Below are 6688 nucleotides of genomic sequence, written 5' to 3'. Positions count from 1 at the left end.
GCCCGCGCAACTAGCCGAGCTAAGAAGCTACCAAGCCAAAAATGAATACATCAAAGCAAATAATGCAAACTTTGACAAAGAGGCTTATCACAGAGCTGGCTATGAAAAATGGGCAAAATCTAAGGGCTACTTAGGGCAAAACGGACAAAATGGACAAAATCAAAATCCACAAAATCAAGGCTATCAAAACCCGCAAAATAACGCAGGGCAAGGCTATCAAAATCCACAAGGCTTTAGCCCAAACACGCAAGCACCACAAATGCCACAAGCCCCGCAGATTAAATTTAGCAAGTAAAATCTTAAATCATTGCTAGATTTTACAAAAAGGCATTTTTGGCAAACGCACAAAAAGCAAGGCTAGCAGGCTAGACAAACACAGCAAAAATCAACACAAAGGACAAAATTATGGGTATTACACAAATGATTCATAATGCGTGGTTATCAATACAAAAACCACCCCAACCCCCTAGCACACCATTACGCCAAAATAATGGCAAATCTAGCCCAAGCCCTACACAACAGCCACAAAAGACTAAAACACCTAGCTTTTTAGGCAGACTTTTTAGCACCACAAGGGCTGGAATCTACAATGCTTTTAAGCCACACAACACCACAAAAGCAAAAACACACGACACAAGGACAAAAAACTACACAAGGCATTAGGGTTTTTGATTTTTTGGGATTTTTTGGAGGGGTTTTTATGCGTTTTTTTAGGTTTTTTTTGGCAAAAATCACATAAAAATAAGCAAAATATGCTAAAAAACGCGCTAATTTTTGTAATTTTTAGTATAATTTTATCGTTTAAGTGGTTAATGGCTTTTAGTGGAAAGGAGGAGGAATGTTGATTAAGATTTTAAAAGTTTTAATTGCATTCTTAGAGCTAGCTAAGCAGCTTTTTAAGCTATTTAGCTAAACTCTTTTTCTTAACTTTACGCTGAAAATATACCAAAACCCCGCTTAACCTATACTTAAACAAAATCTATCATACACTAAAAGCGCGGGGCTTTTGGTGTAAAATCTACAAAAAACTACAAAAAAAGGCAAAACAATGCTAACAAAAAAGGGTTTAAGTGATACGCGCATAGCACAAATCACGGGCATTTCACTACGCACACTCACACAATGGAAAGCGTGCGAAAAAACAAATTATCGCTACAAACTTTATAAAATACTAAAAACAATGGATGAGAGCGAGCTAATCCGCGCTTTTGCCTAGCCACATTTTACACCTTTTCGCACGCGCGATTTTTTATCGCGTTTTATGCCTTTTTACCTTTAGCATAATCTTTTGGCAAAATCCGCACATAGATTTTGCACGCATAAAATCTATTGACAAAGCCTCACGCACGCACAAAAACCCCCGCACGATTTTTTATTACGCCACGCCACACACTTTTTACCTAAAACTACCCCGCCACATTTACCCCCTTTTTGCACGCGCGATTTTGCCACACACTCCCCCGCACACGCACACAAAAACCGACCCGCATAAAGACGCGGGCAAAATTTTAGGGGTATTTTTGCTTATTTCTTTTTGCCTTTAGAAAAAAATTTAGCGAGGGGGAATTGTGAAAAAATTGCAGGGCGTCTTGCAAAAATCTAGCGGGGAAAATTGCAAATGCAAAAAACTAGCGGGAATTTGGTGGGCTTTTTGCTGACATTTTTGATGATAATCTTAAGGGCTTTTGCAATCGCTAAAATGCGCTAAAACACGCTAAATGCCACGCTAAGCGGACAATGCCAAAATCAAAAAAAGCAAAATTTTACAAAAAATATTAAATGCGTATTTTAGGGGCTTTCAAGGCTTTGGGTTTGTGTTTTTGCAGTGCTTCAAAGTGCTAAGGCAAGGGCGTTTTAAGCGTGTTTTTTGCAGAGAAAAAAACTGCTATTGACAAAAATTGCAAAAAATGCTTAAATCGCAATCATAAAATCTTTGCAAAAAGATTGTGTTCTTTGATTTTTTAGATTTTGCAAGTTTGCAAATTCGCAATTTTTGTAAGTTCGCATTTATCGCGCTTTTATCGTGTTTTTTGGCTTGTTTTAGCCTGCTTTTTGTTTGCAGATTGCTTGCGTGTTTTTAGCGTTTTTGCCTTTTTGGCAAGACTTTTTAGCCCAAGCATTTGGCTTTTTTAGGGCTTTTGCTAGAGCTTATGCAGTTTGTAGCGATTTTTGCGTGGATTTTTTGCTAGATTTTCATTTTCTTTTTGTGTCAATTTTTGCAAAGAGTTTGAGGATTTGTGCTAAATATCGCAAAAAATTAAAAGCGTTTGTGTCAAAATTTGTGTCAATTTATGCAAAAACAAAAAATCTTACTCCCCATTTTACGCTACTTCAACCGCTTAAAAACCTTAAAAAGAATTATCTCTATCATTCTCCGCTTGTCGCAAGACAAACTAAGAATCTCTATTGTTTGATTTTTGAGATACTTCGGGCTACGCCCTCAGTATGACAAACTGCTTTTGTATAGGCAGAGTCATTGTTTGCAATGACAGAAGTTGCTTTGTAAGTCTTGTAATTTGACGATTGAGGGCTAGAAAGATTTAGCGCGTGAAAGCTGGAGAGTTTTAGCGCGGAGTTACTCTCTCTCTCTCGTTTTTGCGCTTGCGTGTTTGCTAAGCGCGACTTGCTTTACGCTTTGTGTGGTTGTCCTTGTGTTTTTCATCGTGTCTCCTTAGGATTTGCCTTAAGACTTTGACGCATTGTCAAAGTCTTAAGGTTTTTGGATTTTATCTATCTACCCCAAAATCTACAAAGTTTTTTGAAGTTTTTGTTTGCAAGGTTTTTTGGCAACATTTTGCAAGATTTTGCAAGATTGGCATAAAAATCTATACCAAAACTTTTTAAAACCTGCGTTATGCGTTTTTTTAAACCCTGCGTTTTTGAAACTTGCATTTAAAACCTTCGTTTTGAAACTTGCATTTAAAAACTCGGGTTTGAAAACTCACATTTAAAACCTGCAACTAAAAACTTCGCAAAAATCCTTTAGATTTTGCTAAAAGTAAATAGTGCGTAAATGTTAATTAAATCTTTCTTAAACAACCCTTAAATATTTTAAAACATAGTGAAAAAATGCAAAAAATTTGTGATTTTTACAAAAAAAAAAAAAACGGCACAAAAATGGGCGAAAAATGAGGGGTTTTGACACATTTGACACATTTGATACATTTTGACACATTTGACACAATAACGCAACTTTGCAAAATCGTTTTCATACAAAATCATTTTCATACAAAGGCTAAGTGATTTTGCAAAAATTTTTTTTGTTGGATTTTAGATTTTTTTCAATTTGGTAGATTTTGGTTTTTATATTTTAATAGATTTTAGATTTTTTAGCGATTTTTACGCTTAGCCCTTGACTTAGAGTTGCTATCAGGTTTTATAATTGCACTTGTAGATTTTATGCGTTGCACATTTGCTTCAAGCACCAAGACAGCGCAAATCTATCTCAACTATAAAACCAAGTAAGGAGAATCCACACAAATGTTTTCCAAATTTTTCATAAACCGCCCTGCGTTTGCGACCGTGGGGGCTATCATCATCATCATCGCGGGGCTACTTTGTATGCGCTCACTCCCCATCGAGCAATACCCCAAAGTCGTCCCCACCCAAATCACTATCCAAGCAAACTATCCGGGCGCAAGTGCCAAAACCCTCTCCACCAGCGTGGCAAGTATCATTGAGAGTAGCGTAAATGGCGTGGAGGATATGCTTTATATGAGCTCTAGCTCTAGCTCGGCAGGACAGCTTAGCATAAGCGTGTATTTTAGCAATGACGCAAACCCAGACATCGCGTTAGTGAATGTCAATAACCGCGTGCAAGCGGTGCTATCACAGCTCCCTAGCGAGGTGCAGAGACTAGGCGTAACGGTAGAGAGACGCTCTACCGCACCTATTGGAATGTATCATCTCTATTCGAGCAATCCCGTGCACGACCAGCTCTTTATCGCAAACTATGCCTTGCTCAATGTCATCGATGAGCTAAAGCGCATACAAGGCGTGGGAGGCGTGGAGCTGTGGAGCTTGCAAGATTATGCGATGAGGATTTGGCTAGAGCCAGACAAACTCCAGCAGTATAACCTCTCTCCGCTTGAAGTGCTAAGCAAAGTCCAAGAGCAAAACGCGCAGTTTGCGCCCGGACATTTTGGCAAAGAGCCTGTGAAAAAGGCAGAATTTACTTATAGCATTATCACCAAAGGGCTTTTATCCACGCCAGAGGAATTTGAATCTATCATTATCCGCGCAAATTCTGATGGCTCGACATTGCGCCTGCGCGATGTGGCGAGAGTGGAGCTAGGAGCGCGAGATTATCTCACGGACAATTATTATAATTCCACGCCTAGCGTGCCGATTCGTATCACGCTTCAGCCCGGGGCAAATATGCTAGAAGTAGCCGATAATGTCAATGCAACAATGGCAACTCTAAGCCAAAAATTCCCCGATGGTATGAGCTACTCAAACCCTTACCGCCCCACAGAATTTATCACCGCAAGCATAAATGAAGTGATAAAGACTTTTATCGAAGCTATCGTGCTAGTGGTGCTTGTGATTTATGTGTTTTTGGGTAATATTCGGGCGACTATTATCCCTGTGATTGCTATCCCTGTGTCTATCATCGGCACTTTTGCGGGGCTGTATGCCTTTGGATTTAGCATAAATCTTTTAACACTTTTTGGGCTTATTTTAGCCATTGGAATCGTAGTCGATGACGCCATCATCGTCATCGAAAATGTCGAGCGCATAATGCACCAAAAGCACTTAGGCGCAAAAGAAGCCACCATAGAATCTATGCGCGAAATCACAGGACCCGTAGTCGCTATCGTGCTGGTGCTAAGCGCGGTATTTTTACCCGTAACCTTTATGAGTGGCTTTAGCGGGGAGTTTTATCGTCAATTTGCCATTACCATTGTCGTATCGGTGGTGATTTCAGGCTTTGTCGCGCTCACGCTCACACCTGCGCTTTGCGCGCTATTTCTTAAAGGCGGGCATACTAAACCCATTAAGCCTATTAGAATCTTTAATCTCTTTTTTGAAAAACTTACCTTTAAATTCTCGATTTCGCTTGCTAATGCGCTAAAAAGAGGCTTGCTAATGCTGTGTCTTTTTTTGGTGATTGTGCTAGCGACTTTTGGGCTTTTTAAAAACACGCCAACTTCGCTCGTGCCAAACGAAGATATGGGAATCATCACGGTTCATACACTTTTGCCAGAGGGGAGCGCGCTCTCTCGCACTATTGAAACCCAAAAACACCTCATACACACAATGCAGCAAAATCCGCTAATCGCCGAGCAAACCACGATTTCAGGTTTTAGCTTTTTGGCAGGGAGTTTTAAAAACAACGGCGGAATCGCATTTGAGAGGCTTATTGATTGGAAAGAGCGCAAAGGTGCGGGGCAAAGCGACAAAGCAATAATCCGCGATATGCAAAAAGAGCTTGATAGCTACCCAAATGCGCGCTTTATCATCGGGCAAGCCCCCACGATTATCGGGCTTGATTCTAGCGGAGTAAATGCCTACATACAAAGCAGGGGCGGAGGCTCAGCACAAGAGCTGAAACGATATGTCGATGAAATCATCGCCAAAGCAAGCCAGAGGGCAGAATTTAGCAGGATTTTTACAAGCTTTGCGGTGGATACGCCTCAATACGAAGTAGAGCTCAACAGAGAAGCCACAAGCGCGCTCAATGTCAATATCAACGATGTGTTTTCTACGATGCAAATGACTTTTGGGAGCTATTATGTCAATAATTTTGAAGCCTTTGATAGAACATTTCGCGTGATGATGCAAGCAGATTCTAGCTACCGCACTTCGCCAGAGGATTTAAGCAAAATCTATGTAAAATCGCGCGATGGCAATTTAATCCCGCTTAGCTCGCTTATCTCATTTAAGCGAATCGTGGGGGCTGAAATCATCAATCGCTTTAATCTTTTCCCCGCAGCGCAGATTCAGGGGTTTTTAAATATGGGGTATTCTAGCGGGGAGGCGATGAAAGCCCTAGAGGAAGTGGCAAGCGAGGTTTTGCCTCCAGAATATGCCATAGCCTATGCAGGCTCAAGCTACCAAGAGAGGGCGAGCTCTAGCAGTGGCAGTGTGGCGTTTGTCTTTGGGCTTATATTTGTGTTTTTGATTCTCGTGGCGCAGTATGAAAAATGGCTAATGCCCCTAGCCGTGCTAAGTGCCGTGCCTTTTGGCGTGTTTGGCGCGATTTTAGCGACATTTTTGCGTGGGCTAGATAATGACATATATTTCCAAGTGGGCTTGCTTGTTTTGATTGCATTGAGTGCCAAAAACGCGATTTTAATCGTGGAGTTTGCCACGCATTTGCGCGAGAGGGAGGGACTAAGCATTGTAGATTCTGCTATTAGCGCAGCAAAGTTGCGCTTTCGCCCCATTGTGATGACTTCGCTTTGTTTTAGCTTAGGCGTGCTTCCTTTGGCACTCTCTAGCGGTGCGGGCGCGCTATCACGGCATTCTATCGGCACGGGGGTCATCGGCGGAATGCTTGCAGCGACCTTTATCGCGGTGTTTTTTGTGCCGTTGTTTTATGGCTACTTAGCGCGATTTGGGGAGATTTTAAACGCAAAAATCAAAGAAAAAATGAGGTAGTTTTTTCAATGATTTTTGGGCTTTTTGCAAAAAAGATAATGTAAAATTTCAAGCGTATTTTTAGATTTTATCAAATCTCACAAAA

Annotated in this window: 6 protein-coding genes; 5 read left to right on the top strand and 1 reads right to left on the bottom strand. The window is 40.9% G+C overall.

From position 1 onward, the window contains the following. The 4 genes from ACWIUO_RS09525 to ACWIUO_RS09510 form a co-directional block, all read left to right on the top strand. A partial coding sequence (locus ACWIUO_RS09525) for a hypothetical protein (protein WP_454177666.1) occupies positions 1-295 on the top strand: 295 nt, incomplete at its 5' end. Between the two features lie 110 nt (positions 296-405). Beyond that, positions 406-663, top strand: a complete 258-nt coding sequence (locus ACWIUO_RS09520) for a hypothetical protein (RefSeq protein ID WP_454177665.1) — start codon at positions 406-408, stop codon at positions 661-663. Between the two features lie 385 nt (positions 664-1048). Next, positions 1049-1216 carry a hypothetical protein gene (locus ACWIUO_RS09515; protein WP_454177664.1) on the top strand — a complete coding sequence of 56 codons (168 nt, stop codon included), beginning with the start codon at positions 1049-1051 and terminating at the stop codon, positions 1214-1216. After that, positions 1209-1544: a hypothetical protein gene (locus tag ACWIUO_RS09510; protein WP_454177663.1), complete on the top strand. Its 336-nt coding sequence runs from the start codon at positions 1209-1211 to the stop codon at positions 1542-1544. Before ACWIUO_RS09515 ends, ACWIUO_RS09510 begins: the two co-directional genes overlap by 8 nt. Before the next feature lie 1186 nt (positions 1545-2730). Here ACWIUO_RS09510 and ACWIUO_RS09505 read toward each other — a convergent pair. After that, entirely contained in the window at positions 2731-2892 is a 162-nt protein-coding gene (locus tag ACWIUO_RS09505) for a hypothetical protein (RefSeq protein ID WP_454177662.1), read from the bottom strand. A 588-nt stretch (positions 2893-3480) separates the two neighbouring features. Between ACWIUO_RS09505 and ACWIUO_RS09500 the strand changes: the two genes are divergently transcribed. Beyond that, positions 3481-6603 (top strand): efflux RND transporter permease subunit, encoded by a 3123-nt coding sequence (locus ACWIUO_RS09500; RefSeq protein WP_454177661.1) that lies wholly within the window; start codon positions 3481-3483, stop codon positions 6601-6603. The last annotated feature ends 85 nt before the right edge of the window (positions 6604-6688 follow it).

It is taken from the genome of Helicobacter sp. T3_23-1056, from assembly GCF_053654535.1.
The sequence above is the reverse complement of the archived record's forward strand: the minus strand, read 5'-3'. Positions and strand labels throughout refer to the sequence as shown.

Excerpts from the sequence above, each read along its gene's own strand:
- ACWIUO_RS09520 (WP_454177665.1), top strand. The coding sequence starts at position 406 with ATGGGTATTACACAAATGATTCATAATGCGTGGTTATCAATACAAAAA.
- ACWIUO_RS09515 (WP_454177664.1), top strand. The coding sequence starts at position 1,049 with ATGCTAACAAAAAAGGGTTTAAGTGATACGCGCATAGCACAAATCACG.
- ACWIUO_RS09505 (WP_454177662.1), bottom strand. The coding sequence starts at position 2,892 with ATGCAAGTTTCAAAAACGCAGGGTTTAAAAAAACGCATAACGCAGGTT.
- ACWIUO_RS09500 (WP_454177661.1), top strand. The coding sequence starts at position 3,481 with ATGTTTTCCAAATTTTTCATAAACCGCCCTGCGTTTGCGACCGTGGGG.